Raw genomic sequence first — 18,198 nt, forward strand, 5'->3', positions numbered from 1 at the left:
GAAAGGCTCCGGCGGCGGGCAAAAAAACCGGCCTAGGTTAATCTATCCGAGGGTGTTGTCCTATAGACATACAGTACGTTAGTCCACAAAGGCTTGATCTGGCCTCGCTTGATGCGTACCTTTGCCCGCTTTTCCGAATCCGTCACCCCCTGGAGAGCGCCATGTCCGCTGATCTCGAGCATATCCGTCAAATCATGCGAGAGGCTGACTGCCTGTACACCGAAGCTGAAGTCGAGGCGGCCATCGCCCGCGTCGGTGCACAAATCAACGAGCAAATGGCCGACAGCAACCCGGTGGTGTTCTGTGTAATGAACGGCGGGCTGATTTTCTCCGGCAAGCTGCTGACCTATCTGCAGTTCCCGCTGGAAGCGTCCTACCTGCACGCCACCCGCTATCGCAACGAAACCAGCGGCGGCGACCTGTTCTGGAAAGCCAAGCCGGAAGTTTCCTTCATCGACCGTGATGTGCTGATCATCGACGACATCCTCGACGAAGGTCACACCCTGGGCGCGATCATCGACTTCTGCAAACACGCCGGCGCACGTAAAGTGCACACCGCCGTGCTGATCGACAAAGACCACGACCGCAAGGCCCGTCCTGACCTCAAGGCCGATTTCGTCGGTCTGCCGTGCATCGACCGCTACATCTTCGGTTACGGCATGGACTACAAAGGTTACTGGCGTAACGCCAACGGGATTTTCGCCGTTAAAGGAATGTAAGACATGGATACGCCGCGTTTTCTGGATCAGACCTTGTTCACCGAGCTGGCCGGGAAAGCCGCGGCCAATCCTCGTGGGCGCCAGCATCACAATTTCCATCAGATGGAAGACGCTTGCCATCGCATGGCGGTGGGGCTGCAGCCGTCCACGTACATCCCGCCTCACCGGCATTTGGGCGACAACAAGGCTGAAACCCTGTTGGTCCTCAAGGGCCGGCTGGGCGTGTTGATCTTTGATGAGACCGGTACGGTACTCAGCAAGACCGTGCTTCAGGCCGGTGGCGACTGCGTTGGCGTGGACCTGCCAACCGGTGTGTTCCACGGTTTGGTGGTGCTGGAGGTCGACAGCCTGATGTTCGAATGCAAGGCCGGTCCTTATCGTCCGGTCGGTGAAGGTGAGCTGGCGCATTGGGCGCCTCGCGAAGGCGAGCCTGGTGTTGCCGAGTATCAGGCCTGGATGCGCGCGCAGTTCGACTGATCTTTGCCCCTGTGGGAGCGGGCTTGCTCGCGAATGCGGTGTGTCAGTTGCAGTGATGTGACTGACACTCCCTCTTCGCGAGCAAGCCCGCTCCCACAGTGGTTTCTGTGCACTTGAACCACTTCCTTCAGCCCATGTTAGAGTGCTCGGCCCCGATTCCGGAGCCTGCCATGAGCCGTTCCATCCGCTGTTGCGCCGCCCTGTTGCTGACCCTCAGCCTGCCCCTTGCCGCCGCGCCGGCGCCCATGCACAGTCAGTTCCTGCCGCCGGACGATCTCACTCTGCGCGATGCTGATCCCGAACAGCAGCAACTGATGCAGGTCACCGATTATTCGGTAGTGGTCGGTGCTCAGCGTCAATCCAATCAACAGCCGATTCCGGTCACGTCGCCGTTGCTGATTCGTCTCAAGGGCAAATCGCTGAACAAGGGCGCTACCATCAGTCAGGTGCTGGTCAACTTCGATGGTGAAAGCAAAAGCCTGAAAAAGCCGGTATACGACGAGCCGAGCAAGACCCTGACGCTCTATTACCCGCTGGCGCAATACCGGGTGGTGATCGATTTGTTGCGCAATGACACGGTGTATTGCCAGTTTCTCAGCTACGCCAATGGTCATGTCTGGGCCGATCTGCACACTGGCAGCACTCGTCCGCGTTGAGCCCTGTGCCTGCGCGGGGGTAAACTGCCCGCCCCGTGTAATGTCTGCGAGCTGGAGTCGGCAATGCGTAAAGATAAAAAACAAGTGATTGGTGACGAAATCGGCGATGAGCAGATCAAGTTGTTCCTCGATTTCGAGCCGGTCGATGCGACTTCTCCGTCCCTGCACAAACTGGTCAAGGCCTACCGTGGCCTGCGTATCGACGATTTCGAGCGTTTCCTGACGTTCTTCGTCGAAGCCGGTTACGACGTGAATGGCAAGGATGAGCACGGCAATGACTTCGTTGCCCTGATCAAGGATCAGCGCAACGCGTCGGATTACATCGAGCTGATCGAGAAGATTCGCGGTTAAGATCAAGAGATCGCAGCCTCGCTTCGCTCGACAGCTCCTACATTGGACCGTCTGTTCCTGTAGGAGCTGTCGAGCGAAGCGAGGCTGCGATCTTTCAAATGCATAAAAAAACGCCCCGCTCTCAGTGAGAACGGGGCGTTTTTCATGCAACCGAATCAAGCGTAGCTTTCGGTCTCGCTGCTGGCTTCAACCAGTTCCAGGGCAACGTTGTTCTGCGTGTTGATCTTGCGATACAACGCAGCGTCGGTTTCCAGAACCTTTTCACGGGCCGGGAAAATTTCGGCCAGTTTGCCAGCCCATTCGCCTTTGGCTTTGCCAGGGAAGCATTTTTCGATCAGTTCCAGCATGATCGAAACGGTCACCGAAGCACCTGGCGAAGCGCCGAGCAGTGCCGCCAGGGAACCGTCCTTGGCCGCGACCAGTTCGGTACCGAATTGCAGGATGCCGCCTTTTTTCGGGTCTTTCTTGATGATCTGCACCCGTTGGCCGGCCACTTCCAGGCGCCAGTCTTCGGCTTTCGCCTCAGGGTAGAAACGACGCAGGGACTCCAGGCGCTGCTCCATCGACTGCATCACTTCGCTGACCAGGTACTTGGTCAGGTCCATGTTGTTTTTCGCCACGGCCAGCATCGGGCCGATGTTGCCGGCACGAACCGACATCGGCAGGTCCATGAAGGAGCCGTGCTTGAGGAACTTGGTAGTGAAACCGGCGTAAGGTCCGAACAGCAGGGACTTCTTGCCATCAACCACGCGGGTGTCCAGGTGCGGCACGGACATTGGCGGCGAACCTACGGCAGCCTGGCTGTACACCTTGGCCTGGTGGTGCTTGACCACTTCCGGGTTGTCGCAGCGCAGCCACTGGCCGCTGATCGGGAAACCGCCGAAACCTTTGCTCTCTTCGATGCCCGAGGCCTGCAGCAGCGGCAGTGCCGCGCCGCCAGCGCCGAGAAAGACGAATTTGGCGTCGACTTCACGGGTGTTGCCGCTGTTGACGTCCTTGATGCTGACGGTCCAGCCGCCGTTGCTGCGCTTGAGGCCGGTCACGCGCTTGCAGTACTTGACCTGGGCATCGGGTGCGCTGGTCAGGTGCTTGAGCAACTGGTTGGTCAGGGCGCCGAAGTTGACGTCAGTGCCATTGATCACGCGGGTCGCGGCGAGGGTTTCGCCAGGATCGCGGCCAGGCATCATCAGCGGCATCCACTCGGCCATTTTGGCCTTGTCTTCGGTGTATTCCATGTCGGCGAAAGCATGGTGCTTGCTCAGCACCTTGAAGCGTTCCTTGAGGAAGGACACGCCGCTGTCGCCCTGCACGAAGCTCAGGTGTGGCACCGGGCTGATGAACGATTTGCACGAGCCGAACGTGCCTTTTTTGGTCAGGTACGACCAGAACTGCTTCGACACTTCGAACTGGGTGTTGATGTGCACGGCTTTCTTGATGTCGACGGCGCCATTGGCTGCCTGCGGCGTGTAGTTGAGCTCACACAGCCCGGCGTGACCGGTACCGGCGTTGTTCCATGGGTTGGAACTCTCCGCGGCACCGGAATCCATCAGCTCGACGACTTCCAGCTTGATCGCGGGGTCGAGCTCTTTGAGCAGTACTGCAAGGGTGGCACTCATGATGCCGGCCCCAACCAGTACTACGTCGACTGCTTCGTTATGCGCCATTTAACGCGTCTCCAAAATCTGCAGCACCAAATTGTCGGCATGGCTGCCAGGCGTTCCGGGGCGTGTCAGTGTTGCCCCAGGTACTCATGGCAGGATCGCCATGTCCGAATCTTCGCAATTTATCGCAACTTCGACGGACGCTACCGGCCGGGCCTATGAGCCATATGAACTCATTTCAGCGCGCGGGAGGCAATTCGACTTATGGTCGATACATCCGTTTGTGCAACCAAATCCGTAGCGGACAGGCTTCAGGCTCCGGTGTTCGAGGAATACTCGGTCCTGTGTCGTTGGGCTGTTGTAGACGCTAATGGTGCATGTTCAGACGCAAAACTATTCATTTGCTCGCCACACTCTTGTGAAGTTGTGAAAACCCGTTTTTTTCACGCTCTTTTGAAGACGTGAACCTCAAAAAGGGCTGTCCCAGCCTGGCACCGTGCCCGGATGGATTGCCGCCATGGGATACAGGGCAGGCAAAACGGGCAAACAGCTCAGTGACCGAGCGTAATGACAGCTCTGCAGATTCGCGAAAAGTGGAGGTTTTGCTCAACAAAACAGCAAGCACGCCAGCTTCACTCGATCTGTGTGGGCGGCTCTCTGTGGGCGGTGCGGGGTGTCAACACAAGCGCATTGACGATGCTGCGAGGCCCGATCAGGAGACGTCCTTATAATCGGGGGGAGATTGTATCTAAGAAACGCAGGGAAATGGTCGTGTTTAATGACTTTTATTAGGTGTTTGGTCAGGTCGTCATCATCTGCTGGGCACGCGAGCGTGGCTGATGCTGTTGCGAAACGATGCGAGCGTCGGCAGGCAGCGGCTGATTCAGCCAGTTCAGGCGGATCTCTTCGATTTCAACCCAGCCATCGCCCATGGGCTGGAGGCTGCACTGCTTGAAGGCCTGGCAGTGGCCGTTGCGGTCGAGCAGGGCGAAGCAGCGATGCAGCGGGCGTGGCGCGAACAGAGAGATCAGATGGCGCATGGTGGAGTACCTTGTTGGTTTTCTGAGGAAAACGATAATCGCAAGCCATTACGTGCAAGTGTATGAGCGGTGACATCTGTGTGACAAGAAGCGCCTTCCGGGGCTTGTCAGAGTTTCATCAATCACTGTGCGGTGCTGGTTCCCCGCAGTAACGCACCGCTATACTGCCAGCCTGTTTGTGCCTGATTCTGGAGAGAAGAGCATGTTGCAACGCCTGTTGTTCGGTTTGATCACTGTGACCAGTTTGACCCTGGTTGGCTGCGCCCACAGCCCGCAACAACTGAGCCCGGAACCCAAGCTGACCGCCCAGTTGGCCCCGGTCGGCCACGGCCAGCCCGTCGTGGTGCGTGTCGTGGACGGTCGTCCGTCGCCGACACTGGGCACCCGTGGTGGCCTGTATCCGGAGACCAGCGCGATTACCGTGCAGGGCGCGCAGATCCTGCCGAAGCTTCAGGCCCAGGCTGAAGCCGCCGTGCGTCTGTTGGGCTTTACCCCGACGAACAATGCCATGAATGCACCGCAACTGACCGTGACCCTGACAGAGTTGAAGTACCAGTCGCCCAAGGAAGGCCTGTACGTGACCGAAGCCACCATCGGCGCGACGTTCCGCTCGGACGTACAGAACGCCAACCGTCGCTACAGCGGCCGTTATGGTTCGTCCCTGGACCAGCGCTTCGGTATGGCGCCGAACCAGGAAACCAACACCAAACTGGTCAGCGATGTGCTCAGCGATGCATTGACCCGCCTGTTCAAGGATCCGACCGTGGGTCAGATTCTCGGTGAATAAACCTCGCCGGATGTGAAAAAGCCCGGTGCCAGCAATGGCCCCGGGCTTTTTCATGAGCGTTGGGTTGAGTCAGATGCACACTGATCAAGTGTGGGAGCGGGCTTGCTCGCGAAGGCGTAGTGTCAGGCCGCATCAATATTGACTGACACACCGTTTTCGCGAGCAAGCCCGCTCCCACAGGGGAATGATTGTGTCAGGCTGCTTCTGAGTAGAAATCCAGCACACTCACACCGGTCAGTAAATCCGTTTCAGGCAAATCCGCATGGTGATGCCCGCCCAAGGCGCAATACACCAGCCAATGGCGGTCCTGAACGTTGAAGGCGAGGCCGTCGACGACGGCTTGTTGTTCTTCGCTGGGAGTGATGAGGTAAAGACGGTCCTGGTTTTCGGCGTGGAGCATGACGTGGTCCCTGTCGGTTTCGAGGCGCACATGGTCGTCGATGCAGATGACGAAGCCGTGACTCAGGACAGCCATTGATCAATTACTTCGTTATTTGTCGGAAACTGAGGGCAGGCGCGAAAGCTTTCGGTAGAATCCGCGCCGCGGTCGCCGGTCCGGCACCAGCCACACCCGTTTTCCCAGAGGTTCGTGATGTCGCTGCACTTGATGACGCTGTTTACCGCCCATCCCGCCAAATTGATCAATCTGCTGGCCTTGCTCTTTGCCTTCCCGGGAGGCTGGTTGCTGCACGCCACCCGTCGTCGCGAACTGCGCGCGATGGCCAGTTTGCAGGCGCAGCGCCAGAGTCGCCCCAATGTAGAACCCACGCTGGAATGGGCGACCTTGCGCACGAACCGGTTTTTCTACATCTTCGGCTTTGCCTGCATGGGCATGGCGTTGCTGGTGTCGTGGATCAGCACTCAGGTTTGAATCTGAAGTAAACCCTGTGGCGAGGGCGCTTGTCGGACCGCCGCACCGCCCCGTTGGGCTGCGAAGCGGCCCGGATGAGCTTGCGACTGCTACGCAGCCGAACGGGGGCAAGCCCCCTCGCCACAAGTCGGCGCCGTTCTCGTATCCGGCCAAAACCGCTTAAAGCGGTAACCCCGCCTTCACCCGGTACTGATTGCGTACCGGCGTCGCATATTGCAGCACCAGGAATGGCCGATGCTCTTCCGGGCAGGCGTCCAGGCGGCGTTGCCATTCTTCCTGGGCCTTGGTCAGTTCTTCGACCGGGAACACGTCGGCGGCCTTCGGCACCTGCAACGCTGGATCTGCATCTTTCCACTGCGCGTAAGCCAGGTAGTGCACCGGGAACAAGCGGTATCCGCTGAGGATTTGCTTGTCCATCTCGACCGCCAATTGCTTGGTGTCTTCGAACAGTTCGGTGATTGGCGCGGCAAAGTTCACGTGCACCCGGCCCTTGTAGCCGGTGATGCCCTTGGCGATGCTCACGTCATCCTCGCCCGGCACCTTGGTGTAGCTGCCAGTGGTGGCGCGGATGTAGAGCTCGCGGGCCTTGGCCTGATCGCACGGGTCGTATTCGTAGCTGATCGACACCGGTGTCAGGTTCAGCGACTGAATGACCTCGCCGAACGGCTCGTCCTTGCGGCTCATGTGGAACATCTTGAGGATCGCCGATTCGGTACGGTCGTCACCGTCCTTGGCACGGCCTTCGGCCTGGGCAATCCAGATCGAGGCGCAATCGTTGCGGATTGAGTGATTGATGTACGCTGACAGCAACTGGTACGCCGCCATTTTCTCCCGGCGACCGCTGATCGAGCGGTGCACGATGAAGCTCTTGTTCAGGCGCATCAGGTCGCTGACGAAGGGCTTTTGCAACAGGTTGTCGCCAATCGCGATGCGCGGAGTCGGCAGGCCGGCGTGGTACACGGCGTAGTTGACGAAGGCCGGGTCCATCACGATGTCGCGGTGGTTGGCGATGAACAGGTAGGCACTGCCGGACTTGAATTGCTCCACACCGGTATAGGTGACACCGTCGGTGGCGCGCTCAATGGTATGGTCGACGTAATGCTCGACTTTGTCCTGCAGCGTGGCCACGGAGGTCACGCCGGCAAACTCACGGCGCAGCCGATGGGCTATAAAAGGTTTGAGTGCCCAGCCTAAAGCGCCGGCAAAACGCGGAAAGCTGAAGTGGGTGAGGATATCTAGAAACGCCTTGTCGCCGAGCAGTCGTGCCAGCACTGCCGGGACTTCACTGTCGTCGTAAGGTCGGATGGCATCGAATTCGCCCATCATGCTCTCTTGTTAGAAACGGCTAGGGTAAGTAAAGGTTTTGATCGAAAACCGGCGGGGCACGGTCTGAAAAAGTAGCCAGACAAAAATAGCCCTGCAAATAGACCGGCGATTATACGCACAAGTCACTTGGGAGACCGCGATGCTGGAAACTGCGCAGTATGAATGTCCGTATTGTGGTGAGGAAGTCGAGACGACGCTGGATTTGTCCGGTGGCGATCAGACCTACATTGAAGACTGCCAGGTGTGCTGCCGGCCGATAACCTTCGTGTTGCAGGTTCATGGAGAGGAATGGCATCTCGAAGTGTTCAGTGAAAACGAATGAGGGGCGTGTATGCAGCGCATCTACGATCCGGAAAACCTGATGGAAGGCGAGTTGCTGCAAGGCATGCTCGCCAGCGAGGGTATCGAGGCGCATCTGGTGGGCCGTGATTTGCTCGGTGGCAGCGGCGAGTTGCCGATCTATGGCCTGCTCGGGCTGTCGGTCGATAACGACCAGGCCGAATACGCCCGCGAGCTGATCACCGCGTACAATGCCGCGCTGCCGCTGTCCGGCGATGAACCGGAGAGCTTTCCCGGCACGCTGGTCTGTTAGGCTGGCGTTCGTTTGATCAAGAGCCGTGTTGCCCCATGTGTGGACGTTATGCCCTGTTTCGCTGGAATCCCGCCTTCGCGGCGCTGCCCGGTTTTCCCGCCGACCAGCAGGCGCAGTGGAACATTTCCCCCAATGATTCGGTGTTGATGCTGCGGGCCGGGCCTGACGGCCAGCGCACGCTGGCCCGTGCCCGCTGGGGCCTGACGCCCCCCTGGCTGACCGATCTGTCCCGCACCCCGGCCCATGCCCGCGCCGAAACCGTTGCCGAACAACCGATGTTTCGCGAAGCCCTGCGCTTGCGTCGTTGCCTGTTGCCGGCCAACGGTTTCTACGAATGGCGCGGTACGACGCGCAAGCGCCCGTACTGGCTGACACCGGGGGAGGGCTCGTCATTGTTTTTTGCCGCGATCTGGGAGGCGTATCCGGTACAGGAGCAGGTTTGGCTGAGTACCGCCGTGATTACCCAACCTGCGGCAAGCCAGCGGCGGCCGTTGATTCTTGATGAGGCGGGGCAGGCCGCGTGGCTGGATCCCGAGACGCCATTGCATGCTTTGCAAGCATTGCTGGCCAGTGAGCCTGCCGCGTTGCGCGAGCGAGTGTTGGCCAACATGGTGAATGACCCGAAGCTCAATGGGCCGGAGTGTCTGACGCCGGGTTGAGTTTTTGGGTGTCGGTGCTGGCCCCTTCGCGAGCAAGCCCGCTCCCACAGGGGATCTGTGGTGTACACAAATCCCCTGTGGGAGCGGGCTTGCTCGCGAAGAGGGCCTGAAGGTCAAACCCTGAACTGATTGATCAACCGCCGCTGCTGTTCCGCCAGCTTGGTCAGATCCGCACTGGCCGCACTCGACTCATCCGCGCCGCCCGCCACTTCATTGGCCACCTGGCCGATATTGATCACGTTGCGGTTGATGTCGTCCGCCACCGCACTTTGTTCCTCGGCCGCACTGGCAATCTGGGTGTTCATGTCGTTGATCACCGACACCGCCTGAGTGATGGTTTCCAGCGCTTCGGCAGCCTTGGAGGCATGCTGCACGCTTTCGTCCGTGCGGTTCTGGCTGTCTTCCATGACTCGCACCACGTCCCGCGTGCCTTGCTGCAGTTGCTGGATCATGGTCTGGATTTCTTCGGTGGCCTTTTGCGTTTTCTGCGCCAGGTTACGCACCTCGTCGGCCACCACGGCAAAACCACGGCCCTGCTCACCGGCACGGGCAGCTTCGATAGCCGCGTTCAGGGCCAGCAGGTTGGTCTGCTCGGCGATCCCGCGAATGGCGGTGAGGATGGCGTTGATGTTTTCGCTGTCCTTGGCCAGGGTTTGCACCACGCTGACGGCCCGGCCGATCTCCACGGCGAGAGCGCCAATTGAGTTCGACGTGTCGCGCACGATCTGCATGCCCTGGCTGGCGGCCTGATCGGCATGGCTGGCGGCCTGTGCAGCCTGGGTCGCGTTGCGCGCCACGTCCTGGGCGGTGGCGGTCATTTCCTGCACGGCGGTGGCCACTTGATCGATCTCGGCCATTTGTTTGTGTACGCCGGTGTTGGTGCGGATGGCGATGTCGGCGGTATGTTCCGACGAATCGCTGACGCTCTGCACCGACGTCACCACTTGGGTGATCATCGCCTGCAACTTGGCCAGGAAGGTGTTGAAGCCTTTGGCGATCGAACCCAGTTCATCGGCTCGGTCGCTGGTCAGGCGCCGGGTCAGGTCACCTTCGCCCTGGGCGATATCGTCGAGCATGGCCACCATCTGCTTGAGCGGACGGGCGATGCCGTGGCCCACCAGCCAGATCACCAGCAAACCGATACCGGCGATCACCAGGCCGACCATTGCCATGCCGAAGGTGTCGGATTTGCGCTGTGCGTTCAGGTCGGCCTGAAGTTTTTGCAGGTCGGCCATGACCGCATTCAGCGGCAATTGCAGCATCAGGGTCCAGCGGGCGTCGGTCTGGCCGATGCCGAAGGGCAGGTACAACTCGATCCGGCCCTGGGCCTTGTCGACGGTGTAGGTGACTTCGCCGCGCTTGAGGTTGGCCATGTTGGCAATCTGCTTGCTGTCGAGGATGTCGCTGACCTTCTCGCCGAATTTGCTCGGGTCCTTGGTGAAGGCGACGATCCGGCCATTGCCACCGATCAGGGCCATTTCACCTGCACCACCGTAGAGCTTCTGGTTGGCGCCCAAGAGCATTTCCTGGATGAAGTTGACCGACAGGTCGGCGCCGACGATGCCCTGGAAGGCACCGTTGAGCATGATCGGTTCAATAAAGGAGGCGAGCATGACGATTTTGTCGCCCACCTTATAAGGCGCCGGATCGATCACGCAGGATTTTCTGGTTTCTTTCGAGCACAGGTAGTACTCGCTGGCGCGCACGCCGGTGGACAGGACTTTCTGGTCGTCGACGTCCACCAGTTTATCCAGGCCGAGGCTGCCGTCGTCATTGCGGAACCACCAGGGCAGGAAACGCCCGTTGCTGGCGTCGATGCCGGTCACCTGGGTGCCGACGTACGCCGCATCGTTGTGATCCAGTGCATCTTTTTCCCAACCGATGTAGGTGCCGAGGATTTTCGGGTTCTTGACCACGTTTTCCTTGATCAGACCGATCAATTGCTCGCGGCTGAGGCTCAGCGCAGGCTGGCCATCGGCACCCGGTGTGCCGATCAGAGTGTTGACCCGCACCAGTGCGCCGGCTATCAGCAGCGGTGCTTCGAGTTCACGCTGGATCTGGCTGACCTGGGTCTGCGCCAGGGACGTCAGGCGTTGTTCGATGACTTGCTCGAATTGTGCCTGGGTCCGTTCCTGGACCATGTCTTGCGTCCGCGCGCCGGAAAACAGTGCGTACACCACCAGCGCTGCCACGACACTAAGGACAATGGCGCCGGCAAGGGCCGCCACGGAAAACTGGATCGACTTGAATTTCATGGTGGCTCCGCACGCGAAAGGACGTCTGCCCAGGTGTATCGGCAGGGTGTCGGGCGGGCATGAGTTCGGGTCGCTGAATTGATTGTTTTTGCGTGCCGGATGTCGCAAATGAATCAATGTGCGGCGTGATGGGCTGCGGCTCGCCCCGGATTGTGAATTTTTTCCTGCACCGGTGAGAGCTTTGTCCGAATTGTGCGTCTTACGTCCGTTGTATCTGGCGCCGATACATTTCCACGCCTAGGATACGCGGCATGTTTTCAGGGAGTTTTTTGATGAACAAGATTTTGGTTGTCAGTGCACTGGGCTCCGCGCTGCTGCTCGCCGGTTGCCAGTCGGTCAACACCACCAGCGGCGGTGCCGTGGGCATTGAGCGCAAGCAGTACATGTTTAGCATGTTGTCCTCGCAAGAGGTCGACCAGATGTACGCCCAGTCCTATCAGAAGACCGTGGGCGAAGCGTCCAGCAAAGGTGTGCTGGACAAGACCAGCAATGAAGCCCGGCGGGTTCAGGCAATTGCCGACCGGCTGATTGCCCAGGCACCGACGTTTCGTCCGGATGCGGCCCAGTGGAAGTGGGAAGTCAACCTGATCAAGAGCGATGAACTCAACGCCAACTGCGGGCCTGGCGGCAAGATCATCTTTTACACCGGGCTGATCGACACCCTGAAACTGACCGATGATGAAATCGCCGCGATCATGGGCCATGAAATCGCCCACGCGCTGCGCGAGCACGGTCGTGAAGCGATGTCCAAGGCTTACGGCATCGAAATGGCCAAGCAGGGCGCCGGTGCCTTGTTGGGGTTGGGGCAGGACACCATGGCCCTGGCCGATACCGTGGCCAACTACGGCATGACCTTGCCCAACAGTCGCGCCAATGAAAACGAGGCGGACCTGATCGGCCTGGAACTGGCCGCCCGCGCCGGCTACAACCCGAATGCCGCAATCACTCTGTGGAACAAGATGAGCAAGGTCTCGGAGGGGGCGCCACCAGAGTTCATGAGCACTCACCCGGCATCGGCGAGTCGTATTGCGGCGTTGCAGGCGGCGATTCCGAAAGTCATGCCTTTGTACGAGCAGGCCAGGAAGTCCTGATCGTCATGCGGTGAGACTGCTGGCCTCTTCGCGAGCAAGCCCGCTCCCACAGGGTTCGGCGTCGAGCACAAAACCAATGTGGGAGCGGGCTTGCTCGCGAAGAACGATAACGCGGTCTACTGCGTTACCTCGTCAAACCCACCCACTGCTCTGCATCGCCTTGTACACCGCGACAATCGCCAGGATGAAGAACGCCGATGCCGCCAGTCGACGGATCAGGGTCAATGGCAATTTATCTGCGGCAAAATTACCGGCCAATACCACGGGCACGTTGGCAATCAGCATGCCGAGGGTGGTGCCGATGATCACCAGCCACAACTCCGGATATTGCGCAGCCAGCATCACGGTCGCGATCTGCGTCTTGTCGCCGATTTCCGCCAGGAAGAACGCGATCAGCGTGGTCAGGAACGGCCCGAACTTGCGGGCGGTGCTGGCTTCGTCGTCGTCCATCTTGTCCGGCACCAGGGTCCACAGTGCGGTCGCGGCGAAGCTCGCGGCGAGGATCCAGTGCAGCATCGTATCCGAGAAGAAACTGCCGACCCAGGCACCGACTGCACCGGCGGCCGCGTGGTTGGCCAGGGTCGCGGCGACGATACCAGCGATGATCGGCCAGGGCTTGCGGAAACGGGCAGCGAGAATGAGCGCGAGCAGTTGCGTCTTGTCGCCGATTTCGGCCAAGGCAACGATTGCGGTAGGTACGAGAAGTGAATCCAGCATCAGGGGTTTTCCTAAGGGGCGGGTCGACACGGCTATGACACGTACAGCCTTCCCGCCCCGGGTAAGGTGTGCGTGTCATAGGTCTTGTCAAACCCTGCGATCCAGCTGATGTGGATGCTTGGGTCGCATGCGCCATGGTCTGAGGACCAAGTATGTTGACGCATGCCGGACGAGCATGGCGCTCGTGGGAGACTACTCCCCTAGGACGGGGCGGATTCTGCCTAGGCAAAATCCTTTCGGCAAGCCTTCTTTTTCAAAGAGGTTTTAGCCGCGTTTGGCCCGGTAGATTCTGAAACCCTGTCCCTCGGCCTTGATTGCACACACGCCCAGATGCTCTTCGATCAGCGGTTGATATTTCAGGAAGCTATTCGCTACCAGGCGAAGTTCGCCACCGTTTTTCAGGTGTTTTGCTGCTTTTCGCAGCAAGTTCTCTGTTGCGAAGTAGTCGGTGTGCACGCCGACATGGAACGGCGGATTGCTCAAAATGGCACTCAAACCCATCGGGGCGGCATCGATTCCGTCACCGGTAATCACCTCGGCATCCAGACCGTTGGCAGCCAGGGTCAGGCGACTACTGGCAGCGGCAAAGGCATCTACGTCCAGCAATGTGACCTGGTTGTGCGGGTAACGACGTTTCACCGCTGCGCCCAACACCCCGGCGCCGCAACCGAAATCGAGCAAGTGACCGCCGGGCAGTTTGTCCAGGTGTTCCAGCAGCAGCGCGCTGCCGCGATCCAGACGACCATGGCTGAACACCCCCGGCAGGCTGATGACCTTCAACGGGCCTTCGGCCAGCGGCAGTTCGTAGGTCTGCGCCAGGCTTTCCAGCGGTTTGGCTTGCGGTGCGTTGGCCACGGTGACCAGCCAGAGCTGGCAGTGTCGCGCGCTGTCGAGTTTGCGTGGCTTGCCGAACGGGTTGAGTTGCTTGGCGGCACCTTCGATGCCGCTTTTTTTCTCGCCGACCAGGTACAGCTCGCGCCCGGCCAGCCGCGAGGCGAGGGCGTTGAGAATGTAATCGGTCAGGTCCTTGGCCTTGGGCAGAAAGACCACGGCGGTATCGAACCCGCGCTCCGGCGCGTTCACGCCAAAATGGCTGCGCTCGGCGAAGCGGGCGTCCAGCGCGGCCTGATCGCCGGCGTGCCAGCACCAGCCATGAGCCTCTGGCAGACGGCCCAGCAAGTCGTCGGCAGGTAAACCGGCCAACAGCACCGAACCCTGGAATAACTCGACCTGACGAAGCAGTACTTCACTGCGCGGATCCATAACTGCTCCCGTGGAAAAAAGTGCCGCAGTTTATCAACTGACGACTCGCAGCGCCTTACCGTTGAAGTATCCCAGTGCGTTTTCGGTCACCTGACCGACGATCCGCTGGCGCGCTTCACGGCTGCCCCAGGCGTTGTGCGGGGTGACGATCAGGCGCGGAATATCGTGGGCCAGCAGCGGATTGCCGTTGATGGGCGGTTCGACGCTCAGCACATCAGTGGCAGCGCCGCCCAAATGCCCGTTGCGCAAGGCGTCGGCCAGCGCCTGTTCGTCGATCAGGCCGCCGCGGGCGGTGTTGACCACGAACGCTTCGGGTTTCATCAAGGCCAGTTCACGGGCACCGATGAAGTGGCGGGTGTGCTCGTTGAGCGGGCAGTGCAGGGTCAGGGCATCGACTTGCGGCAACAGTTCATCGAGTGGCAGGCGGTCCGGCCGGGCGGGGCGTCCGGGAATTTGTCCCAGCAGAACGCGCATGCCGAAGGCTTCAGCCAGCCGTGCGACCGCGCCGCCCAATTCGCCATGACCGAGCAGGCCAAGGGTTTTGCCTTCAAGTTCAACAATTGGGTAGTCCAGCAAACAGAACTGTTTGGCCTGCTGCCAGCGACCTTCGCCGACGGCTTTTTGATAATCGGCCAGGCGCGTGGCCAGGTTGAGCAGCAGCATGATTGTGTGCTGCGCCACCGATGGTGTGCCGTAGCCCTGGCAGTTGCATACGGTAATTCCGTGGGCGCGGGCGGCGGCGAGGTCGACGTTGTTGGTGCCGGTGGCGGTGATCAGGATCAGCTTCAGATCAGGGCTGGCAGCCATGGCGGCGGCGTCGATCAGGATCTTGTTACTGATGGCAACGGTGGCGCCCTTGAGGTGTTCGATGACTTGATCGGGCAAGGTCTGGGCGAACAGCTGCAAATCGCTGAAACAACTGCGCAGCGGGCTGAGATCAAGGTCGCCGAGGTCCAGGGACGGGTGGTCGAGGAAAACGGCGCGGCGAGTGTTCGTCATCAACTGTACCTTTTGTGCATTGAACTGAAGGCGTAATCTGCCGAGCCTACCAGATGAAATAAATAGATACGCTTGGCCTGAAGGAGCCCCCATGTACTGGACAGAGTTCTTGACCGTTGCCCTGATTCACCTGCTGGCCGTGGCCAGTCCCGGCCCGGACTTTGCCGTCGTGGTGCGTGAGAGTGTGACCCACGGTCGCCGCGCAGGCACCTGGACCGCGCTGGGTGTGGGTTCGGCGATTTTCCTGCACGTGGGTTATTCCCTGTTGGGGATCGGCCTGATCGTGTCCCAGTCGATTGTGCTGTTCAATGCCTTGAAATGGGCTGCAGCCGCTTACCTGCTGTACATCGGCTACAAGGCACTGCGCGCGCAACCGGCCAAGCCTGTGGTGGACGATCTGCACAAGGAAGCCGGCGAGCGCACGGCCCGTGGCGCCTTCACCTCGGGTTTCGTCACCAACGGTCTCAACCCGAAAGCCACACTGTTCTTCCTCTCGCTGTTCACCGTGGTCATCAACCCGCATACACCATTGGCCGTGCAGGCCGGTTACGGGGTTTACCTGGCGGCGGCGACAGCAGCCTGGTTCTGCCTGGTGGCGATGCTGTTCAGCCAGCAGCGCGTACGCGCCGGTTTTGCCCGCATGGGCCACTGGTTCGACCGGACCATGGGCGCGGTGCTGATTGCGATTGGCGTGAAGCTGGCATTCACCGAGATGCATTGATTCCGTAGACACTACAGACAGAAAAGACTTGCAGGTGCTGGCTCAATGCTAGCATCTGCAATGCTCTGCAAATCATTCCTTTGGCTGATTTGGCTGGCGTTCAAGGGCACTACAGTGCGTACTTTCAGTCACGACCGTGCAGTCAGATTAAAGGGATTCTTATGTTGCAGACTCGCGTTATCCCCCCGGCCGAAGGCGCTTACCAATACCCGCTATTGATCAAACGGCTGCTGATGTCCGGTGCCCGTTATGAGAAAACCCGCGAGATCATCTACCGCGACAAGTTGCGCTACAGCTACCCGACCCTGATCGAACGGGTGGCCCGCCTGGCCAATGTGCTGACGGCGGCCGGGGTCAAGCCCGGGGATGCTGTGGGTGTGATGGACTGGGACAGCCATCGTTACCTGGAATGCATGTTCGCCATCCCGATGATCGGCGCCGTGATCCACACCATCAACGTGCGGTTGTCGCCGGAGCAGATCCTCTACACCATGAACCACGCCGAGGACCGCTTTGTGCTGGTCAACAGCGAGTTCGTCGGCCTCTACAAGGCAATCGAGGGGCAACTGACCACGGTCGAGAAAACCCTGCTGCTGACTGACCTGCCGGAAAAAACCGCGGAGCTGCCGAACCTCGTCGGCGAATACGAACAACTGCTGGCAGCGGCGAGCCCGCAGTACGACTTTCAGGATTTTGACGAAAACTCGGTCGCGACCACGTTCTATACCACCGGCACGACCGGCAATCCCAAGGGCGTGTACTTCACCCATCGGCAACTGGTGCTGCACACCATGGGTGTGTCGACCATCATGGGCGCGATCGATAGCGTGCGCCTGCTGGGCACCAACGACGTGTACATGCCGATCACTCCAATGTTCCACGTCCACGCCTGGGGCTTGCCGTACGTGGCGACCATGCTCGGGCTCAAACAGGTGTATCCCGGCCGCTATGACCCGGAATACCTGGTGGAGTTGTGGCGCGAGGAGAAGGTCACGTTCTCCCATTGCGTGCCGACCATCCTGCAAATGGTCCTCAATGCCAAGGCCGCGCAGAACGTCGACTTCGGCGGCTGGAAAATCGTCATCGGCGGCAGTGCCCTGAACCGCACGCTGTACGAGGCGGCCAAGGCCAAAGGCATTCAGTTGACCGCGGCGTACGGCATGTCGGAAACCGGGCCGCTGGTGTCGTGCGCGCACCTCAACGACGAATTGATGGCCGGCACCGAAGACGAACGCACCACCTACCGGATCAAGGCCGGCGTGCCCGGGCCGCTGGTGGAGGCGGCGATTGTCGACACCGAGGGCAACTTCCTGCCCGCCGACGGCGAGACCCAGGGCGAACTGGTGTTGCGCGCGCCTTGGCTCACCGAGGGTTATTTCAACGAACCGCAGAAGGGCGCCGAGCTCTGGGCCGGAGGCTGGCTGCACACCGGTGACGTGGCGACCCTGGACAGCATGGGGGTGATCGACATTCGTGACCGCATCAAGGACGTGATCAAGACCGGTGGCGAGTGGATCTCCTCCCTGGATCTGGAAGACCTGATCAGCCGTCATGTGGCGGTACGCGAAGTAGCGGTGGTGGGGATCCCCGATCCGCAGTGGGGCGAGCGGCCGTTTGCCCTGCTGGTGCTCCGTGAGGGACATGCGATTGGGGCCCGTGAACTTAAGGAACACCTCAAGCCGTTTGTGGAACTGGGGCACTTGAGCAAGTGGGCGATCCCGAGCCAGATCGCCCTTGTTACTGAAATTCCCAAGACCAGCGTCGGCAAACTCGACAAGAAGCGCATTCGTGTCGACATCACCGAATGGCAAGCCACCAACAGCACCTTTCTCTCGACGCTTTAAGCGCCTCTCGGCGTGCCCGAAAGGGCACGCCAGCCCCACCAAGCAAGCGCTTGGCTTGTCAAAACGAAATTTTCAGCCATCCTTGCCGGGCCGACGGGTGTCGGACTGGCGAAAGGACTGTTCCAGAGTGGCTGGCAACTGCAAATCACACTTTAGAGGGATCAAGCACTACTACCTGCTGGCTATAGTCCGCTCAAGGATTTTTAAGAACGGGGCAACCGCACGAACC

General features: G+C 59.9%; 20 protein-coding genes, 1 pseudogene and 1 riboswitch. Of the genes and pseudogenes, 12 read left to right on the forward strand and 9 right to left on the reverse strand.

Annotated features, from left to right (window positions below):
- Positions 1-161 precede the first annotated feature (161 nt).
- The 4 genes from ABIA48_RS19440 to ABIA48_RS19455 all read left to right on the forward strand — a co-directional run bounded on the left by ABIA48_RS19440 (position 162) and on the right by ABIA48_RS19455 (position 2,203).
- Entirely contained in the window at positions 162-719 is a 558-nt protein-coding gene (locus ABIA48_RS19440; RefSeq protein WP_007981338.1) for a hypoxanthine-guanine phosphoribosyltransferase, read from the forward strand.
- A gap of 3 nt (positions 720-722) precedes the next feature.
- Positions 723-1,196, forward strand: coding sequence for a WbuC family cupin fold metalloprotein (locus ABIA48_RS19445; protein ID WP_429490667.1), 474 nt, complete (start codon positions 723-725; stop codon positions 1,194-1,196).
- 170 nt (positions 1,197-1,366) lie between these two features.
- Entirely contained in the window at positions 1,367-1,852 is a 486-nt protein-coding gene (locus tag ABIA48_RS19450; protein ID WP_007981334.1) for a hypothetical protein, read from the forward strand.
- 63 nt (positions 1,853-1,915) lie between these two features.
- On the forward strand, positions 1,916-2,203 hold the full coding sequence (locus ABIA48_RS19455) for a PA4642 family protein (protein WP_204932007.1): 288 nt from the start codon (positions 1,916-1,918) through the stop codon (positions 2,201-2,203).
- 155 nt (positions 2,204-2,358) lie between these two features.
- On the opposite strand, the gene mqo is transcribed toward ABIA48_RS19455, so the two are convergent.
- On the reverse strand, positions 2,359-3,867 hold the full coding sequence (gene mqo / locus ABIA48_RS19460) for a malate dehydrogenase (quinone) (RefSeq protein ID WP_429490669.1): 1,509 nt from the start codon (positions 3,865-3,867) through the stop codon (positions 2,359-2,361).
- A 737-nt stretch (positions 3,868-4,604) separates the two neighbouring features.
- The gene (locus ABIA48_RS19465; RefSeq protein ID WP_429490671.1) at positions 4,605-4,844 is read right to left on the reverse strand and encodes a hypothetical protein; all 240 of its coding nucleotides are present in this window, start codon (positions 4,842-4,844) and stop codon (positions 4,605-4,607) included.
- A 202-nt stretch (positions 4,845-5,046) separates the two neighbouring features.
- Here ABIA48_RS19465 and ABIA48_RS19470 point away from each other — a divergent pair, with 202 nt between their 5' ends.
- Positions 5,047-5,631, forward strand: a complete 585-nt coding sequence (locus tag ABIA48_RS19470) for a YajG family lipoprotein (RefSeq protein WP_007981326.1) — start codon at positions 5,047-5,049, stop codon at positions 5,629-5,631.
- Positions 5,632-5,824: 193 nt separating this feature from the next.
- On the opposite strand, the gene ABIA48_RS19475 is transcribed toward ABIA48_RS19470, so the two are convergent.
- The gene (locus ABIA48_RS19475) at positions 5,825-6,031 is read right to left on the reverse strand and encodes a hypothetical protein (protein WP_277538037.1); all 207 of its coding nucleotides are present in this window, start codon (positions 6,029-6,031) and stop codon (positions 5,825-5,827) included.
- Between the two features lie 192 nt (positions 6,032-6,223).
- Between ABIA48_RS19475 and ABIA48_RS19480 the strand changes: the two genes are divergently transcribed.
- Entirely contained in the window at positions 6,224-6,502 is a 279-nt protein-coding gene (locus ABIA48_RS19480) for a hypothetical protein (protein ID WP_429490673.1), read from the forward strand.
- A 159-nt stretch (positions 6,503-6,661) separates the two neighbouring features.
- Here ABIA48_RS19480 and ABIA48_RS19485 read toward each other — a convergent pair whose 3' ends face one another.
- The gene (locus tag ABIA48_RS19485) at positions 6,662-7,825 is read right to left on the reverse strand and encodes a 1-acyl-sn-glycerol-3-phosphate acyltransferase (protein WP_429490675.1); all 1,164 of its coding nucleotides are present in this window, start codon (positions 7,823-7,825) and stop codon (positions 6,662-6,664) included.
- Between the two features lie 142 nt (positions 7,826-7,967).
- Here ABIA48_RS19485 and ABIA48_RS19490 point away from each other — a divergent pair, with 142 nt between their 5' ends.
- The 3 genes from ABIA48_RS19490 to ABIA48_RS19500 are packed head-to-tail and all read left to right on the forward strand — an operon-like array spanning position 7,968 to position 9,079.
- Positions 7,968-8,150: a CPXCG motif-containing cysteine-rich protein gene (locus ABIA48_RS19490; RefSeq protein WP_007981317.1), complete on the forward strand. Its 183-nt coding sequence runs from the start codon at positions 7,968-7,970 to the stop codon at positions 8,148-8,150.
- 9 nt (positions 8,151-8,159) lie between these two features.
- Positions 8,160-8,420 (forward strand): putative signal transducing protein, encoded by a 261-nt coding sequence (locus ABIA48_RS19495; protein WP_310053940.1) that lies wholly within the window; start codon positions 8,160-8,162, stop codon positions 8,418-8,420.
- A gap of 35 nt (positions 8,421-8,455) precedes the next feature.
- Positions 8,456-9,079 (forward strand): SOS response-associated peptidase, encoded by a 624-nt coding sequence (locus ABIA48_RS19500; RefSeq protein ID WP_007981312.1) that lies wholly within the window; start codon positions 8,456-8,458, stop codon positions 9,077-9,079.
- A gap of 113 nt (positions 9,080-9,192) precedes the next feature.
- Here ABIA48_RS19500 and ABIA48_RS19505 read toward each other — a convergent pair whose 3' ends face one another.
- Positions 9,193-10,035: a methyl-accepting chemotaxis protein gene (locus tag ABIA48_RS19505; protein WP_429492890.1), complete on the reverse strand. Its 843-nt coding sequence runs from the start codon at positions 10,033-10,035 to the stop codon at positions 9,193-9,195.
- Between the two features lie 12 nt (positions 10,036-10,047).
- A pseudogene (locus ABIA48_RS19510) lies at positions 10,048-11,334 on the reverse strand (HAMP domain-containing protein); the annotation flags it as partial.
- Between the two features lie 272 nt (positions 11,335-11,606).
- Here ABIA48_RS19510 and ABIA48_RS19515 point away from each other — a divergent pair.
- Positions 11,607-12,425, forward strand: a complete 819-nt coding sequence (locus tag ABIA48_RS19515; RefSeq protein ID WP_429490678.1) for a M48 family metalloprotease — start codon at positions 11,607-11,609, stop codon at positions 12,423-12,425.
- A gap of 132 nt (positions 12,426-12,557) precedes the next feature.
- On the opposite strand, the gene ABIA48_RS19520 is transcribed toward ABIA48_RS19515, so the two are convergent.
- The 3 genes from ABIA48_RS19520 to ABIA48_RS19530 all read right to left on the reverse strand — a co-directional run bounded on the left by ABIA48_RS19520 (position 12,558) and on the right by ABIA48_RS19530 (position 15,404).
- On the reverse strand, positions 12,558-13,142 hold the full coding sequence (locus ABIA48_RS19520) for a TMEM165/GDT1 family protein (RefSeq protein ID WP_008016665.1): 585 nt from the start codon (positions 13,140-13,142) through the stop codon (positions 12,558-12,560).
- A gap of 89 nt (positions 13,143-13,231) precedes the next feature.
- Positions 13,232-13,355, reverse strand: a riboswitch (yybP-ykoY riboswitch).
- Positions 13,356-13,406: 51 nt separating this feature from the next.
- On the reverse strand, positions 13,407-14,405 hold the full coding sequence (locus ABIA48_RS19525; protein ID WP_429490680.1) for a methyltransferase: 999 nt from the start codon (positions 14,403-14,405) through the stop codon (positions 13,407-13,409).
- Positions 14,406-14,438: 33 nt separating this feature from the next.
- Positions 14,439-15,404 (reverse strand): 2-hydroxyacid dehydrogenase, encoded by a 966-nt coding sequence (locus ABIA48_RS19530; protein ID WP_429490682.1) that lies wholly within the window; start codon positions 15,402-15,404, stop codon positions 14,439-14,441.
- Between the two features lie 91 nt (positions 15,405-15,495).
- Between ABIA48_RS19530 and ABIA48_RS19535 the strand changes: the two genes are divergently transcribed.
- Both ABIA48_RS19535 and ABIA48_RS19540 read left to right on the forward strand, forming a co-directional pair.
- Entirely contained in the window at positions 15,496-16,125 is a 630-nt protein-coding gene (locus ABIA48_RS19535; RefSeq protein ID WP_429490685.1) for a LysE family translocator, read from the forward strand.
- Positions 16,126-16,286: 161 nt separating this feature from the next.
- Positions 16,287-17,969, forward strand: a complete 1,683-nt coding sequence (locus tag ABIA48_RS19540; protein WP_429490687.1) for a fatty acid--CoA ligase — start codon at positions 16,287-16,289, stop codon at positions 17,967-17,969.
- The last annotated feature ends 229 nt before the right edge of the window (positions 17,970-18,198 follow it).

Origin of the sequence: Pseudomonas sp. S30_BP2TU TE3576 (assembly GCF_050436025.1) — a bacterium.
Lineage (GTDB): Bacteria > Pseudomonadota > Gammaproteobacteria > Pseudomonadales > Pseudomonadaceae > Aquipseudomonas.